Source organism: Micromonospora sp. MA102 (assembly GCF_025460765.1).
GTDB lineage: Bacteria > Actinomycetota > Actinomycetes > Mycobacteriales > Micromonosporaceae > Micromonospora > Micromonospora halotolerans.
Genome location: NZ_JAMWEG010000001.1, coordinates 107,609 through 122,679, shown reverse-complemented (window position 1 = coordinate 122,679; position 15,071 = coordinate 107,609). Strand labels below are relative to the sequence as shown.

The following is a 15,071-nucleotide window of genomic DNA, read 5'->3' as shown; positions in this document are numbered from 1 at the left end:
GGGCGGCCGGAAGCATGGGAAGTGTGGGGACCCGCAGGGATGAGATAGCCGGCGAGCGACGGCAACTGATCAACGTCGCCTACCGGTTGCTCGGTTCGGTGACCGAGGCCGAGGACGCCGTACAGGACGCCTACGCGCGCTGGTACGGGCTGCCAGCGAGCCGGCAGGAGGAGATCCGGTCTCCCGGCGCCTGGCTGATGACGGTGACCAGCCGCATCTGCCTGGACGTGCTCGGCTCGGCGCGGGCCCGCCGTGAACGCTATGTCGGCGCGTGGCTGCCCGAGCCGCTGCCCGACCGCGCCGAGTGGAACCACCCGGGCGGCGCCGACCCCGACGCCCCTGCCGACCCCGCCGACCAGATCGTCCAGGACGAGTCGGTGGCCATGGCGTTCCTCGTCGTCCTGGAGTCGACGACGCCCGCCGAGCGGGTGGCGTTCGTCCTGCACGACGTCTTCCGGTATCCGTTCGCCGAGATCGCCGACGTGCTGGGCCGGACCCCCGCGGCCTGCAAGCAGCTGGCGGCGTCCGCCCGGAAGCGGGTGAGCGTGGCGGGCGCTCCGGTGCCGGCGAGTGGCCAGGCCGACGTGGTGCGGCACGTCCGGAAGGCCTGGGAGGCCAAGGACATCGCGGCCCTCGTCGGTCTGCTCAACCCGGCGGCCGTGATGACCGCCGACGGTGGCGGCATGGCCGGCACCGTCCCGCACCCGGTCGAGGGCGGCGCGCACATCGCCCGGTACATGGTCGCCATCGCCGACCTGGCGCCGGGACTCGAACTCCTGGAGCGGTCGGTCAACGGTGTCCCGGGCCTGGTGGCCCGGCGTGCCGGCGTCGTCGTGACCGTGGCCTCGTTCGACGTCTCCGAGGACGGGCGCGTCACCCGGATCTGGGTGGTCCGCAACCCGGAGAAGCTGCGGCCGTGGGCGCGGGAGGGCTAGGCTCCCGCCCCGACCCGTGCCGGTGGCTCCGCCCGGTCCAGCAGGGTCGCGCAGACACCGATCAGGCGGGCCCGCAGGTGGCCGGCACGCTGGGCGAACTCGCGTTGACGGGCGACGTACTCCGCCTTGCCCTCCGGCGTCTCGATGGCCACGGCCGGCTCCCCGTACGAGGAGAAGTCGTACGGGGACGCCTGCATGTCGAGCAGCCGGATGTCCCGCGCCAGCTCGAAGCAGTCGAGCGCCAGATCGCCCGGGACCGTGGGGCCCAGCTTGGTGGCCCACTTGTGGCAGTCCATCGAGGCGTGCAGGCAGCCCGGCTGGTCCAGCTCCACCTGGCTCTCCCTCGTGGGTTGGAGCCGGTTGAGGCTGACCGCCTCGGGGGTGAAGAACCGGAACGCGTCGAAGTGGGTGCAGCGGATCTGGTGCGACTCCACCACCGCGTCGGTGCCGGCCTGGCCGAGTCGCAGGGGCAGCGGGTGCCGATGCTCACGTTGGCGGTACACCATCGCCCACTCGTGCAGGCCGAAGCAGCCGGTGAAGGCCGGCCGCGACGCGACCGAGGACAACAGCCGGTGGATGAAGCGCACCGACTCCGCCCGGTCAGCCAGGAACGCCGCGACGTCGACGCTCACGCCCCCGTCCGCGTCCGTGGCGTACCAACGCCACGTCCGGTGGGGGGCGGGCCCGTCCGGACCGGGTTCCAGGGTGGTCCCGACGCCCGGGTGCCACCGCCGCAGCACGGACGGCCTGGTGCCGTAGTAGTCGTAGAGGAAGTCGTCGATCGCGTGACGTTCCCTCGTTGCCCTGCGGGCACGGTGGCCCGCGGTGAGGGAGTCGGCGCGTTCCTCGTGAGCCTGCGCGAGGGCGCGCCAGGCCGGTCCAGCCAGGCGGGTCACCGGTTCCGGCCCCTGGTGTCCGCACCGTGCCGCCCGCGTATCCCCTGCGTGCCGGGGCGCCGGCGGCGCGGCGGCGCCGGGATCGCGGTGGCGGGGGCGAGGGCGGCGGTCACGGACCCCAGGGTACGACCGCCGCCCGCCCCCGGTCACCGCACGTCGACCCGCACCCCGGCGGAGAACACCCCGCTGCGCAACTCCAACTGCTTCGGCGGGTCGTCGCCGTGCACCGTGAACACCAGCGGCAGCAGCACCCGGGAGCCCGCCGCGACCGGCTGGGCGAAGACGTCCCGACCGAGGTTCGCCACCCGGGTGGCGCTCTCGTCCGTGGCCACCCAGTTGCCCCCGGGCAGGTACGCCCGCTGCAACTGCCCGTGCCAGGTCTGCTCGCCGGGCGTGAGATTGCGCACCCCGACCGTGGCCAGGCACTGCCGGCCGCCCACCGACGCCGCCGGCAGTGTCCCGGCGCCGCAGGTCATCCGGTAGACGGTGAACTCGAACGCGGTCTCCCGCAGCGGGACGCCGAGCACCCCCGTGGCGCTGGTGCCCACCCACGCGCCGCTGGTCGGCTGCTTGGTGGTGTCCATGGCGGCGACCCGCTGGGTGGCCGTCCACGCCGCCGCGCCGACCACACCGGCCAGCACCGCGGCCGCGACCCCGACCACCATCCAGATCGGCGGCCGGCGGCGCCGCCCCGCGGGGGCGGGCATGGCCGGGCGCGGGTAGACCGTGCCCCGGTCCGCCGGGCCGCCCACGCCACCGGCGACCGGCGGGGCGCCGGTGGCCGCCGAGGCCGGGCCGGGCCGCCCGCGCCGCCGCAACGCCCACCACAGCACACCCCCGGTCAGGACCAGGAGGGCAGCCAGCGCGGCCAGCAGCACCGGCGGGCGGCGCCAGGCCGGCGCCGCGGTCACCTGCGCCGCCGGAACCGCGGCGGTGCCCGTCCAGGTCGCCGTGGCGCAGTCGTACGGCCGGGTGCCGTCGGTGCCGTAGGCGCAGGTCGGCGCGGTGACCGACCGGCCCGGACCGGCCATGCTCAGCGCGGTGTTCAGCGTGGTGGTGCTCCGCGCCGGCAGCCGCAGCCGCCAGGTCACCTCGTTGGCGGCGGCCGACCCGACGGGGCGGTTGGCCCGGCCCCCGCCGGTGACCGCGGTCGCCCGGGACCCGGTCGGCAGCTCCTGCCGGACGGTCGTCTCGACCGGTGTGGGGCCGCCGTTGCGGACCTGGATCCGGTAGCCCGGCGCCGGGGTGCCGGCCGCCGCCACCGCCACGGTGACCGGTGGCGTGCTCAGCTGGATTGGCGCCGGCTTGGTGGTCGGCATCGCCGGTGGCGCCGCCGGCATCCCGGTCGGGATGGGCGTGGCCCGGGCCGCCGCGGCGGGCGGGGCCGCCGGTTGCGGCGGCGCGGCCTCCGCCCGGGGCGCCGCCCCGGGCAGCGCCGGCACGGCGGCGATGACGCCGAGGCAGTTCACGAGCACAGCCAGGGTCCTGTGGTGTCGTCTCGATGCAGGCATACGAACGCACCTCCGGCCCCGAAGCTATGGGCCCGGGCCCGCCGGGCGGGTACGAAGTGCGCAATCCCGCCCCGGCCGGCGCGGGCGGGCGTACCCTGGCGCGCCCCCGCGACGGAGCCCGTGGCCGCGTCCGGCGTGGCCGGGCCGGTCGCCGGGATAGATTGGCCGGGTGCGTATCGCTCGTTTCGCTCATGCCAAGGGAATGTCGTTCGGGGTCGTCGAGGGCGAGTCGGAGGCCGGGCCGCAGGGCCTGACCATCGCCGAGATCGAGGGCCACCCGTTCGGGCAGATCCAGTTCTCCGGCGCCCGCTGGGCGCTCTCCGACGTCCGGCTGCTCTCACCGATCCTGCCCAGCAAGGTGGTCTGCGTCGGCCGCAACTACGCCGAACACGCCGCCGAGCACGGCAGCGAGGTGCCCAAGGAGCCGCTGCTGTTCCTCAAGCCGTCCACCTCGGTGATCGGCCCCCGGGACGCCATCCGGCTGCCGATCTTCTCGAAGCAGGTCGAGCACGAGGCCGAACTGGCCGTCGTGATCGGCGCCCCGGGCGCGCGCCGGGCCGACCGGGCCGCCGCCGAGCGGGCCATCTTCGGCTACACCTGCGCCAACGACGTCACGGCGCGGGACCTCCAGCGCTCCGACGGGCAGTGGACCCGGGCCAAGGGCTTCGACTCGTTCTGCCCCATCGGGCCGTGGATCACCACCGGGCTGGACGTGACCGACCTGGAGGTCCGCTGCGAGGTGGGCCGCAACCCGGAGGAGATGGAGGTACGCCAGCTCGGCCGCACGAAGGACATGGTCTTCGACGTGCCGGCTCTCGTGTCGTACATCTCCCACGTCATGACGTTGCTCCCCGGTGACGTGGTGCTGACCGGCACGCCGGCCGGGGTTAGCCCGCTCACCGACGGGGATACGGTCACCGTGCGGATCGAGGGGATCGGCGAACTCACCAACCCGGTGGTACCGGTCGCCTGATGCGTCCGACGCCTCGTTTCCGCTGCTCAGTGGCGGTTCGGGGGGTTGGATTTGGCCTGCCGGCACCGGGAGGGTAAAGTTCATTCCCGGCGCCGCAAGGGGCCAATGGGGTATGGGGTAATTGGCAGCCCGACTGATTCTGGTTCAGTTAGTCTAGGTTCGAGTCCTGGTACCCCAGCGCAGCCGCGGATTCGCGAGAATCCCGGACGCTGGATTCTGGCGGAGCTCCGCTCCGCTCCTCGCGAGAGGGGCGGCAGATGATCTCTGATAGAGTCAGCTTCCCCGCCCGTGAGGGCGCGGAAGCATGAAGTTCTGGCCCCGTCGTCTAGCGGCCCAGGACGCCGCCCTCTCAAGGCGGTAGCGCCGGTTCGAATCCGGTCGGGGCTACAAGCATCGACAGCCCGTCCCACCTCGTGGGGCGGGCTGTTTCGTGTCTCCTGATCACCGGCCGGCCCCAGACCCCCTCGACGGGGGTGGACGTGGTGCCGCTAGACTACTGCCGCACCGCTCGCCAGGGCGGTGAAGCAGGAAAAGTGCCTGGCCCCGTCGTCTAGCGGCCCAGGACGCCGCCCTCTCAAGGCGGTAGCGCCGGTTCGAATCCGGTCGGGGCTACCACAGGAACGGCCCGTCTCGCTGCGCGAGACGGGCCGTTCCCCGTCCCGCCCCCGGCCGCCCACCCCGACCCCGTTGATCATGAGGTTGGCGGCGTTCTCGATCTCCGTAACTGCCGCCAACCTCATGATCAACGAGGCTCGGGGGCCCGGGGGTCAGAGGCCGGAGAGGCGTTGGCCGGCGCGGACCACGGCCATGGCGTGGCGTTCGCCCGGGCGGCGGCCCAGGCGCTCGATGGGCCCGGAGATGCTGATCGCGGCGATGACCCGGCCGGTGCGGTCGCGGATCGGGGCCGAGACGCTCGCCACACCGGCCTCCCGTTCGGCGACGCTCTGCGCCCAGCCGCGGCGGCGCACCTCGGCGAGGGTGCGGCCGGTGAACTTCGACCGGGGCAGCAGCGGCATGACCGCCTCGGGCGGCTCCCAGGCGAGCAGGATCTGCGCCGCCGAGCCGGCCGTCATGGGCAGCACCGAGCCGACCGGCACGGTGTCCCGGAGGCCGCTGGCCCGTTCGGCCGCGGCCACGCAGATCCGCTCGTCGGCGCGGCGCAGGTAGAGCTGGGCGCTCTCCCCGGTGGCGTCGCGCAGCGCGGCGAGCAGCGGCTCGGCCGCGGTCAGCAGCACGTCCGGCGCGGCGTTGGCCAGCTCGCCGAGCCGGGGCCCGGGGCGCCAGCGGCCCTGGGTGTCCCGGACCAGCATCCGGTGGATCTCCAGCGCCTGTGCCAGCCGGTGCGCGGTGGCCCGGGGCAGCTTGGTGCGTTCAACGAGTTCGGCCAGGCTGGCGCCGTCGACGCAGGCGGCCAGGATGACCACCGCCTTGTCGAGAACGCCGACACCGCTCATACTGTGTCCCACAAGCCGAAATTTACCTCCCAGAATTTAGGATGTCCAGATGGTGGGAGTCACTCAACCGAGGACCCTGGCCGAGAAGGTCTGGGACGCGCACGTGGTCCGCTCCGCCGCCGGCGAGCCGGACCTGCTCTTCATCGACCTGCACCTGCTCCACGAGGTCACCAGCCCGCAGGCGTTCGACGGGCTGCGGCTGGCCGGCCGCCCGGTCCGCCGCACGGACCTGACGATCGCGACCGAGGACCACAACACCCCGACCGGGTACGACGACCCGGCGTTCCGCTCCCGGCGCGGCGACCTGCTCACGATCGCGGACCCCACCTCCCGCACCCAGATCGAGACGCTGCGCCGCAACTGCGCCGAGTTCGGCGTGCGGCTGCACCCGCTGGGCGACGAGAACCAGGGCATCGTGCACGTCATCGGCCCCCAGCTCGGCCTCACGCAGCCGGGCATGACGATCGTCTGCGGCGACTCGCACACCGCCACCCACGGCGCGTTCGGCGCGCTCGCCTTCGGCATCGGCACCAGTGAGGTCGAGCACGTGCTGGCCACCCAGACGCTGCCCCAGGCCCGCCCGAAGACCATGGCCGTGAACGTCACCGGCCAGCTCGCCCCCGGGGTCACCGCCAAGGACCTGGTGCTCGCCCTGATCGCGCAGGTGGGCACCGGCGGCGGGCGCGGGCACATCGTGGAGTACCGGGGCGAGGCCATCCGGAACCTCTCGATGGAGGGCCGGATGACCATCGCCAACATGTCCATCGAGTGGGGCGCCAAGGCCGGCATGATCGCGCCGGACGAGACGACGTTCGCGTACCTCAAGGGGCGGCCCCACGCGCCGCAGGGGGCCGACTGGGACGCGGCGGTGGCCCACTGGCGGACGCTGCCCACCGACGAGGGCGCGACCTTCGACACCGAGGTCACCCTGGACGCCGGCCGGATCACGCCGTTCGTCACCTGGGGTACGAACCCCGGCCAGGGCCTGCCGCTCGGCGCGGCCGTGCCGGACCCGGAGGACTTCGTCACCGAGGCCGAGCGGGTCGCGGCCCGCCGGGCCCTGGAGTACATGGACCTCACGCCCGGCACCGCGCTGCGTGACCTGGCCGTGGACGTGGTCTTCGTCGGCTCCTGCACCAACGGCCGGCTGGAGGACCTGCGCGCCGCCGCCGACGTGTTGCGCGGGCACAAGGTCGCCGACGGCGTACGCATGCTGGTGGTGCCCGGTTCGGCCGCGGTACGCGAGGCGGCCGAGGCGGAGGGCCTGGACAAGGTCTTCGCCGACGCCGGCGCCGAGTGGCGCTTCGCCGGCTGCTCCATGTGTCTGGGCATGAACCCCGACACGCTCAAGCCGGGCGAGCGCTCCGCCTCGACCTCCAACCGCAACTTCGAGGGCCGCCAGGGCCGGGGCGGGCGTACGCACCTGGTGTCCCCGCCGGTCGCCGCCGCCACCGCCGTGGTCGGCCGGCTCGCCGCCCCCGCCGACCTGTAGAAGGGCAGCCGAGAGATGGACAAGTTCACCACCCACACCGGCACCGCCGTGCCGCTGCGGCGGTCCAACGTGGACACCGATCAGATCATCCCCGCCGTGTACCTCAAGCGGGTGACCCGGACCGGATTCGCGGACGGTCTGTTCAACGCGTGGCGGGAGGACCCGTCATTCGTCCTCAACGATCCCGCCCATTCGGGCGCGTCGATTCTGATCGCCGGCCCTGAGTTCGGCACCGGATCTTCCCGGGAGCACGCCGTCTGGGCGCTGCGGGACTGGGGCTTCCGGGCCGTGATCGCGCCTCGCTTCGGCGACATCTTCCGCGGCAACGCGCTCAAGGAAGGGCTCCTTCCGGTCGAGTTGGAATTGAAAGCCGTGGAAGAACTGTGGGATCTCGTGGAATCCGAGCCGACCACCCCGATCACGGTCGACCTCGCCGCCCGCCAGGTCCACGCCGGCGACGCCACCTGGGCGTTCCCGCTGGACGACCACAGCCGTTGGCGGCTCATGGAGGGCTTGGACGACATTGGACTCACCCTCCGGCACGAGGCCGAGATCAGCGCCTACGAGGCCTCCCGGCCGGCGTTCCTGCCCTCGGTCGCCTGACCACAGATAGCTTTTCGCCCCCACCGGCGCGGCCGGTGGGGGCGAATCCGTTACGACACAAGGGCTTTTTTCCACCGAATGTTTGTGTCCAGGCAGCACAGGGCATACCGTGCGCGCAGAATGGCTCGCGACGAGTCAGTTGCACAATCGGGAGGAAGCTGTGAACAAGGCCGAGCTCATCGAGGCGCTCGCCGTTCGCCTGGGGGACCGGAAGACGGCGACGGCCGCGCTCGAGGCGGTCCTCACTGAGGTTCAGGCGGCGGTCACCAAGGGCGAGAAAGTGGCGATCACCGGTTTCGGAGCGTTCGAAAAGCGTGTCCGGGGAGCCCGAACAGCGCGCAACCCGCGGACCGGCGAGGCGGTGAAGGTCAAGAAGACCTCCGTCCCGACCTTCCGGGCGGGCGCGGGCTTCAAGGAGATGGTGGCCAGCGGCAAGGTGCCGAAGACCGCCGCCGCCGCCAAGAAGACCACCTCGGCCGCCGCCGCGAAGACCACCGGCGCGAAGGCGACCGGGGCCAAGGCGACCGCCGCGAAGAAGACCACGGCGGCCGGTGCCGCCAAGAAGACCACGGCGGCGAAGGCGACCAAGACGACCGCCGCGACCAAGAAGACCGCGCCCGCGAAGAAGGCCGCGACCAAGACGACCACGGCGAAGAAGACCACCGCGGCGAAGTCGACCGCGGCCAAGAAGACCACCGCCGCCAAGAAGACGACGGCTGCCAAGAGCACCGCTGCCAAGAAGGCTCCGGCGAAGAAGGCGCCGGCCAAGAAGGCCGCCAGCCGGCGCTGACCGCACGACCCGAAAGGGCGCCCGCCATTCGTGGTGGGCGCCCTTTCTCGTGGGTACGCGTTGACCCGCCGTCGCGCCAGCCCGGAGAATCCTCGTGCCGAAAACCCCCGTCGGTCACGAGAAGAGGGGCGCCCGTGCGCCACCGTCACCTTCCCACCGCCGCGCTCGCCCTGGGCGTCGTCGTCCTGCTCGACGTGCTGCGGGTCTGGCTGCCGTCGATCATCACCATCTTCGGCCGGGCGGCCGAGACGCCGGCCGAACTCCTCGGCGCCTTCGCCCTCGGCTGGTTCGTGCTCGCCCTCGCCGCACCAGTCCTGCTCCGCCGGACCGGTCCGCGCCCGGTGGGCCTGGTCGCGGCCGGGATGCTGGCCGCCGCCCGGCTCGCCCTGACCGCCGCGCCCGGCGGTCGGGTCCAGCTCTGGCTGGCCTGCGCCGGCCTGCTCGCCGGCCTGGTGTGGCTCGCCGCGACCGCCGCCACGGTCGTCCGGCCGGTGCCGGGGCTGGCGTTCGGCCTGGCCGGGGCCGCCGTCGGGCACGCCCTGCTCGGCACCGAGGACCTGGTCTGGCGGGGCGGCCCGCTCGGCTGGGTCCTGTCCGTCCTGCTGGTCGGCGCCTTCCTCGCCGCGCAGGCGGCCCCGTCGTCGCCGGCCGGGCTCCGGCCCTCGGCCCGTCCCGCCGCCTTGGCCGGTGACGCCGTGCCGGCGCCGGGCGGGGGAGCCGGCCGTGCCGCCTGGCTGCTGGTGGGGCCGGTGCTGTTGCTGGCCGGCCAGTTGGCCCTCACGACGGCGGTGTGGGACGCGGCCGCCTCGTACTGGCACGGGTCGGCGGACCTGCCGGGCCTGGCGCTTCCCCCGGCGCGCCTCGCGGCGGTGCCCGAGGTGGCGATCGCCCTTTTCCTGGCAGCGGTGCTGCTCCGGCCACCCCGGCCGGTGGCGCGGCCGCTCTGGCCCGCCGCGCTGGTCGTCGGGGCCGGACTGTTCGCCGCCGACCGGGCGGGCTGGCTGGCGGCGGCGGTCCTGCTCAGCGCCGCCGGGCTCGGTGGCTGCCTCGCCCTTGTCGACACCGTCGGCGAGCGCGCGACCGTGCCGGCTGAGCGGGTGCCCGCTGAGCCCGTTCCCGCCACGACAGGCCCGGGCGGGGACACCGGTTCGGTGGCGGTCCGTGGCGCAGGTGCAGGTGCTGGTGCCGCGCCGGCCAGGTCGGGCAAGGATTCCGCTGCCGGTCCGTCTGCCGCGCCGGACCCGAGCGCCTCGGACGGCGGCCGGCGGGACTTCGCCGTCGTCGGCGGGATGCTGGGTTTCGCGGTGGGGTCGGTTGCGTACTACGCCGCCTACGACCTCGGGTACCCGAACGGCTGGGTGCCGGTGCTGGCGGCGCTCGTCGTCGCCGTCGCGGCCGTGCTCGCCCCGCCGCCGGCCGCAGCCCCGGTCCGCCGGCCCGTGCCGGTGTGGACGGTCCTCGGGGCGATGCTGCTGACCGCCGTGGCCGGCGGGATCCACCGTCCGGCTCCGGCGCCGAACCCGCCCGCGACGCCACCGGCGGCGGTACGGGTGGCGGCGTACAACATCCGGATGGGCTTCGGACTGGACGGGCGGCTCGACCTGGACGCGCTGACCCGGGCGGTGGAGGGCGGCCGGCCGGACGTGGTGCTGCTCAGCGAGGTGGACCGAGGTTGGCTGCTCAACGGCGGCCACGACACCCTCGCCCTGCTGGCCGGGCGGCTGCGGATGCCGTACGTCTTCGCGCCTGCCGCCGACCCCGTGTGGGGTGACGCGGTGCTGAGCCGCTTCCCGGTGCGGGCCGGCCGGACCCGGCCCCTCGCGGCGCACGGGGCGCCGACCGGGGCGCAGGCGCTCGGCGTCACGCTCGACCTCGGCGGCCGGGAACTCGCCGTGGTCGCCACGCACCTGCAACCGCCGCCGGGGGAGGGTCCGGTGGCCCAGGCCGGCGAGGTGGCCGCCTTCGCCACCCGGTACGCGGCCGGCCGCCCGCTGGTGCTCGGCGGCGACCTGAACACCGAGCCCGGCGATGCCGCGTTCGCCGAGTTCACCCGCGCCGGGCTGGTCGACGCGCTGGCCGCGGCCCGCCCGCTGCGGACCAGCCCCGCCGACGACCCGCGCACCCAGATCGACCACGTCTTCGTCTCACCCGGTCTCACGGCGTCGGGTGCAACGGCGCCGCGCAGCACCGCCAGCGACCACCTGCCCGTCGCGGTGACGATCGCCCTGCCCTGAGCACGGTGTGCGGACGGGACCCCTGGTCGCGCGGCGGCGTTGACAGCGGCCCTTCCTCAGAGCCGGTCGGCCGCGACCAGGCGGTCGCCGCTGAAGGCCAGCAGCCAGCCGCCGCCCTTCGGGGTGGTGTAGTCGTCGGAGCGGCCGGTCAGCCGCTCCAGCGCGCCCGGGATCACCTTGCCCTGGCTGCACACCGCGACCGGTTCCCCGTCCTGGGCCAGCGCGGTGAGCCGGGCGGCGGCGGCCAGGGCGCACTCGTCCGGCTGCTGGCCGGGGCGCGGCTCGTCCAGGTCGCCGACCACCTCGACGGGCAGGTCCAGCAGGGCGGCCGCCGGGTCGAGGGTCTGCACGCAGCGCTTGGCCGAGGCGGAGACCAGGCGGACCGGGCGGACCAGGGCGACCAGGGGCGCGAGCGCCCGGGCCTGGGCCCAGCCCTCGTCGTCCAGCGGCCGGCCGGTGTCCGGGCCGGTCCAGGTGCCCCGCTTGCCGGCGTGCGCGTGCCGGACCAGCAGCACGGTGGCGGTGACCGGCGGCAGCGCCGCGAACGCGGCGATCACCTCGGCGTCGTGCGGGTAGCTGACCCGGCGTGCCGCCTCGTCGGTGGGGAACCACGCCACCTCGTCCACCTCGGTGTCCGGCTGGAACCCGCCCTGGGCGGCGGCCCGCATCGACCAGTAGTCGACGGCCTTCGGCCGGCCCTCGCTGCGGTAGCGGACGGTCGGCAGGCGTACCTGCGGCACGGCCCGGACGTCGGTCTCCTCGGCGACCTCGCGGACGGCGGCCCGCAGCGGATGCTCGCCGGCGTCCAGCTTGCCCTTGGGCAGCGACCAGTCGCCGTACCGGGGGCGGTGCACCAGGCAGATCTCGACGCCGCCGGTGGCCGGACGCCAGACGACCCCGCCCGCCGCCCGGATCCGCACCGGCTCGTCGTCCGTCATCCGCTCACCGTATGCCCGCTCCGAGCGGGCCGTGGTCCGGTCAGCCCGCCCTCCCGCCGACCCGGTGCAGGAGCAGGTCCTGCAGGTGGGTCAGCGGCGTGTCGCCGGTGCCGGTACGCCGCTGCCAGGCGCCGTCCGGGGCCAGCTCGAAGGCGTCCACCTCCGGGCTGAACGCCGCCGTCAGCACGTGGTCCAGCTCGGCCCGGGCCACCGGGTCGCTCACCTGCACCAGCGCCTCGACCCGGCGGTCCAGGTTGCGGTGCATGAGGTCGGCCGAGCCCATCCAGAACTCCGCGTCGCCGTTGTTGCCGAACCGGAAGATGCGGGAGTGCTCCAGGAACCGGCCGAGGATCGAGCGGACCCGGATGTTCTCCGACAGCCCGGGTACGCCCGGCCGCAGCGTGCACATGCCCCGGATCAGCAGGTCCACGTGCACCCCGGCCCGGGACGCCCGGTAGAGCGCGTCGGTGATCTCCTCGTCGACAAGCGCGTTCACCTTGAACTGCACGAGCCCCGGCATGCCCAGCCGGACGTGCTCGATCTCCCGCTCGATCCGCTCGACGAGGCCGCTGCGGATGCCCTGCGGGGCCACCAGCAGCCGCCGGTACGCGGTCTGCCGGCTGTAGCCGGTGAGCACGTTGAACAGGTCGGTGAGGTCGGCGCCGATCTCCGGGTCGGCGGTGAGCATGCCGAAGTCCTCGTAGAGCCGGGCGGTCTTCGGGTGGTAGTTGCCGGTGCCGATGTGGCAGTAGCGGCGGATCTGGTTGCCCTCCTGGCGGACGACCAGCGCGGTCTTGCAGTGCGTCTTCAGGCCGACCAGCCCGTAGACCACGTGGCAGCCGGCCCGCTCCAGGGTGCGCGCCCAGCCGATGTTGGCCACCTCGTCGAAGCGCGCCTTCAGCTCGACGAGCACCACCACCTGCTTGCCGGCGGCGGCCGCGTCGACCAGCGCGTCGACGATGGGGGAGTCGCCGCTGGTGCGGTACAGGGTCTGCTTGATGGCCAGCACGTTCGGGTCGGCGGCGGCCTGCTCGACGAAGCGCTGCACGCTTGTCGCGAACGAGTGGTACGGGTGATGCACCAGCACGTCGCCGTCCCGCAGGGTGGCGAAGACGCTGCGCGGCACCTCGCCCTCGGCGAGCCGGGGGTGGGTGGCCGGCACGAACGGCGGGTCCTTGAGGTCCGGTCGGTCGGCCTCGCCGTAGACCTGCCAGAGCGCGGAGAGGTCGAGCAGGCCGCGGACCCGGAGCACGTCCTGGCTGTCCATGTCGAGCTCGCGGACGAGCAGCTCCAGCATGTGGTCGGAGATGGAGGCGGCCACCTCCAGGCGCACCGGCGGGCCGAACCGGCGCCGCGCCAGCTCCCGTTCCAGGGCCTGGAGCAGGTCCTCGTCGCGGTCCTCGTCCACCTCCACCTCGGCGTTGCGGGTCACCCGGAACAGGTGGCACTCGACCACCTGCATGCCGGAGAACAGCTGCCCGAGGTGCACCGAGATGAGGTCCTCGACCGGCAGGAAACGCACTCCCGGCTGGTCCCGCGCCACCCGGACGAACCGGGGCACGTTGTTGGGCACCTTCACCCGGGCGAACAGCTCGGAGCCGCCGTCCGGGTCGCGCACCGACACGGCCAGGTTCAGGGACCGGCCGGAGATGTAGGGGAACGGGTGCGCCGGGTCCACCGCGAGCGGGGTGAGCACCGGGAAGATGTGCTCCCGGAACCAGGTGCGCAGCCGCTCCCGCTCGCCGTCGTCGAGGTCGCTCCAGCGCAGGATCCGGATGTCCTCGGCGGCCAGCTTCGGCAGCACGTCGTCGACGAAGCAGGCGGCGTGCCGGGAGACCAGGTCGGCGGCCTTCTCGGCGATCAGCTCCAGCTGGGTCCGCAGCGGCATCCGGTCGCCGCCGCGCACCGGCAGGCCGGCGGAGAGCCGCCGCTTCAGCCCGGCCACCCGCACCATGTAGAACTCGTCCAGGTTGCTGCCGAAGATGGCCAGGAACTTGGCCCGCTCCAGCAGCGGCGTGCGGGGGTCCTCGGCGAGCGCCAGCACCCGGGCGTTGAAGTCGAGCCAGGAGAGCTCCCGGTTGAAGAACCGGTCCTCCGGCAGCGGCCGGGCCGCCGGCGGCTCGTCCAGCGGGCCCGGCCCCTCGACCGGGTCGAGGGACTCCTCCAGCCCGGCGGAGGCCGCCGCCGCGGGCTCGGGGCTGACGCTCTCTTCGGGCGGGCGGACGCGGCGGAACCGGCCGTCGCCGCCGCGGGTCGACGCGCCGTTGCGGGGCGTGTCGGGGTCGACGAGGTTACGGGGACCGTCGGGGCGCTCGCGAGGGGTGCTCACCACCTCATGATTCCCCGACAAGGGTGAACGGAAAATGAACTCGGGGCAGGTTGGTCACGCCATCGTCGGCAACGTCACCCGGACGACCTCGCCGGCGGCGTCCCGCTCGATGCGGACGCGCTGCCCGAGCCGGAGCAGCCGCAGCCCGGAGGCGTCGAACGCGCGGGCCGGGAAGGCCAGCTCGGTGCCGTCGTCGAGGAGCAGCACGCCGCTGCGGGTCGACGCGTCGTAGGTGGCCACCGTGCCCTGCATGCCAGCACCGTACCCGACGTCCTTGCCGGCCCGGGCCAGCAGCGCGGCGGTGCGCGGGCCGGCGCCGAGCCGGGCGGCGGCGGCCAGATCGGCCGGGGTGTCCACGTCCCGCCGTAGGGTGGGCCAGCCGCCGGGCAGCGGCAGCGCCCCGCTCGCCGCGTGCGCCGCCGCCGAGCCGGGCCCGAAGCGGGGCGCCAGGGGCACCCCGGGCGGCGCGGCGAGCAGCACGGTGCCGCTGCCGGGGGCGTCGGCCACGAACCCGCGTACCCCGTCGGTGGGGGCGGCCCGCAGCGCCCCGTCCAGGTCGGCCGGGCGCAGCGCCGGCAGGTCGGCGGTGAGGCCGGCCACCGCGGCGCCCGGGCCGGCCACCGCCGCCCCGTGCCGGAAGGCCGCGTTCAGCCCGGCCGCCGGATCCGGCACGACCGCCGCGCCGGCCGCCGTCGCCTCCGCCGCCACCCGCGGGTCGTCGGTCACCACCAGCACCCCGGCGACCGCCGGGCAGGCCACCACCGCCCGGACCGTGTCGGCCGCCAGGGCCAGCGCCAGCTCCTCGTGGGGTACGCCGGGCAGCGCGCCCCGCAGGCGGCTCTTCGCCACTGCGAGGCGCTTCACCGGCACCACCACGGTCCAGGTCGGCTCAGGCACGTGACAATCCTGCCAGCCG

12 protein-coding genes, 3 tRNA genes and 1 pseudogene are annotated in these 15,071 nt (G+C 74.4%); 9 read left to right on the top strand and 7 right to left on the bottom strand.

Features of this window, described 5'->3' with window-relative positions; all coding sequences use genetic code 11:
* Window positions 1–23: 23 nt before the first annotated feature.
* Complete coding sequence (sigJ, locus tag NFX44_RS00600) at window positions 24–935, top strand: RNA polymerase sigma factor SigJ (protein ID WP_262281471.1); 912 nt, start codon at window positions 24–26, stop codon at window positions 933–935.
* Here the strand turns inward: sigJ and NFX44_RS00595 are convergent.
* Together NFX44_RS00595 and NFX44_RS00590 are read right to left on the bottom strand one after the other, a co-directional pair.
* Window positions 932–1,831 (bottom strand): 3-methyladenine DNA glycosylase, encoded by a 900-nt coding sequence (locus NFX44_RS00595; RefSeq protein ID WP_262281470.1) that lies wholly within the window; start codon window positions 1,829–1,831, stop codon window positions 932–934. The genes sigJ and NFX44_RS00595 overlap by 4 nt on opposite strands.
* 146 nt (window positions 1,832–1,977) lie before the next feature.
* Window positions 1,978–3,342, bottom strand: a complete 1,365-nt coding sequence (locus NFX44_RS00590) for a hypothetical protein (protein WP_262281469.1) — start codon at window positions 3,340–3,342, stop codon at window positions 1,978–1,980.
* Window positions 3,343–3,511: 169 nt separating this feature from the next.
* Between NFX44_RS00590 and NFX44_RS00585 the strand changes: the two genes are divergently transcribed.
* The 4 genes from NFX44_RS00585 (at window position 3,512) to NFX44_RS00570 (ending at window position 4,930) form a co-directional block, all read left to right on the top strand.
* Window positions 3,512–4,315, top strand: coding sequence for a fumarylacetoacetate hydrolase family protein (locus tag NFX44_RS00585; protein WP_091268833.1), 804 nt, complete (start codon window positions 3,512–3,514; stop codon window positions 4,313–4,315).
* A 106-nt stretch (window positions 4,316–4,421) separates the two neighbouring features.
* Window positions 4,422–4,493 (top strand) — tRNA-Gln (locus NFX44_RS00580).
* Between the two features lie 136 nt (window positions 4,494–4,629).
* A tRNA-Glu gene (locus NFX44_RS00575) sits at window positions 4,630–4,702 on the top strand.
* A 152-nt stretch (window positions 4,703–4,854) separates the two neighbouring features.
* Window positions 4,855–4,930: transfer RNA gene (locus NFX44_RS00570), tRNA-Glu, on the top strand.
* A 152-nt stretch (window positions 4,931–5,082) separates the two neighbouring features.
* Here NFX44_RS00570 and NFX44_RS00565 read toward each other — a convergent pair.
* The gene (locus NFX44_RS00565) at window positions 5,083–5,769 is read right to left on the bottom strand and encodes an IclR family transcriptional regulator (RefSeq protein WP_013284529.1); all 687 of its coding nucleotides are present in this window, start codon (window positions 5,767–5,769) and stop codon (window positions 5,083–5,085) included.
* A 49-nt stretch (window positions 5,770–5,818) separates the two neighbouring features.
* Between NFX44_RS00565 and leuC the strand changes: the two genes are divergently transcribed.
* The 4 genes from leuC to NFX44_RS00545 all read left to right on the top strand — a co-directional run bounded on the left by leuC (window position 5,819) and on the right by NFX44_RS00545 (window position 10,888).
* Complete coding sequence (leuC, locus tag NFX44_RS00560) at window positions 5,819–7,261, top strand: 3-isopropylmalate dehydratase large subunit (protein WP_262281468.1); 1,443 nt, start codon at window positions 5,819–5,821, stop codon at window positions 7,259–7,261.
* 15 nt (window positions 7,262–7,276) lie between these two features.
* The gene (leuD, locus tag NFX44_RS00555; RefSeq protein WP_262281467.1) at window positions 7,277–7,864 is read left to right on the top strand and encodes a 3-isopropylmalate dehydratase small subunit; all 588 of its coding nucleotides are present in this window, start codon (window positions 7,277–7,279) and stop codon (window positions 7,862–7,864) included.
* Window positions 7,865–8,024: 160 nt separating this feature from the next.
* Entirely contained in the window at window positions 8,025–8,654 is a 630-nt protein-coding gene (locus tag NFX44_RS00550; protein ID WP_262281982.1) for an HU family DNA-binding protein, read from the top strand.
* Between the two features lie 134 nt (window positions 8,655–8,788).
* Complete coding sequence (locus NFX44_RS00545; RefSeq protein WP_262281466.1) at window positions 8,789–10,888, top strand: endonuclease/exonuclease/phosphatase family protein; 2,100 nt, start codon at window positions 8,789–8,791, stop codon at window positions 10,886–10,888.
* A 56-nt stretch (window positions 10,889–10,944) separates the two neighbouring features.
* Here the strand turns inward: NFX44_RS00545 and NFX44_RS00540 are convergent, their stop codons facing one another.
* The 4 genes and pseudogenes from NFX44_RS00540 to cofC form a co-directional block, all read right to left on the bottom strand.
* Complete coding sequence (locus tag NFX44_RS00540) at window positions 10,945–11,826, bottom strand: NUDIX hydrolase (RefSeq protein WP_262281465.1); 882 nt, start codon at window positions 11,824–11,826, stop codon at window positions 10,945–10,947.
* A 40-nt stretch (window positions 11,827–11,866) separates the two neighbouring features.
* Window positions 11,867–14,155, bottom strand: coding sequence for an RNA degradosome polyphosphate kinase (locus NFX44_RS00535; protein WP_262281464.1), 2,289 nt, complete (start codon window positions 14,153–14,155; stop codon window positions 11,867–11,869).
* Between the two features lie 54 nt (window positions 14,156–14,209).
* Window positions 14,210–14,407, bottom strand: a complete 198-nt coding sequence (locus tag NFX44_RS00530) for a cold-shock protein (protein ID WP_212838810.1) — start codon at window positions 14,405–14,407, stop codon at window positions 14,210–14,212.
* A gap of 39 nt (window positions 14,408–14,446) precedes the next feature.
* Window positions 14,447–15,052: pseudogene (gene cofC / locus NFX44_RS00525) on the bottom strand (2-phospho-L-lactate guanylyltransferase); the annotation flags it as partial.
* Between the last annotated feature and the right edge of the window lie 19 nt (window positions 15,053–15,071).